Genomic DNA, 556 nt, shown 5'->3' on the forward strand with positions numbered 1-556 from the left:
CGCCATTGCCTGGGAGGCCACACGGGGCGACGAGCCATTACCGGTCTTCACCAGGCAATGGCTGAGCCGGGCCACCGCAGCCGGAAAATTCGGCGTGGATGAGACGGCATCCGCCGTGAAGGACCTGCTCTCCAGCGATGCCGTCAAGGACGCGGCCGGCGAGCTCGTCGGCAGCATTCCCGGTATCGGCTTCGCGCTGAAGCGCATCGGCAACTGGTCGATCGAAAAGGGCAAACGCTTCTATCTGGAAAAAACCAAGGAAGCCTTGAAGGAGCTTTACGATGGTGGCGAACTCAAAAAGCCATATGAGCTATCCCGGCTTCTTCCCTGGATGCTGGCGCAGGATCTGAACGCGCATCTTCGCGAAAATCCGGTTGAGCGTTTCGTGCTGTTCGTCGACGAGTACGAGCGTGTCTTCGACGAGGCAGGAGCCGGTTCGAAGTGGGAAGAAAATCCGTTCGATGGCCATATGCGGGTGCTGCTTGCCGAGACGAACGGACTGCTCACCGTCTTCTTTTCGCGCGAGCAACTGCCGTGGAGCCGCGAACCCCAATGG

General features: G+C 59.9%; 1 protein-coding gene. It reads left to right on the forward strand.

The features are described from left to right. Positions 1–556, forward strand: a 556-nt coding sequence (locus tag ACXJ7R_RS36000; protein WP_457155925.1) for a hypothetical protein, incomplete at both ends; no start/stop codon positions are given.

This window comes from Mesorhizobium sp. P5_C1, from assembly GCF_054049815.1.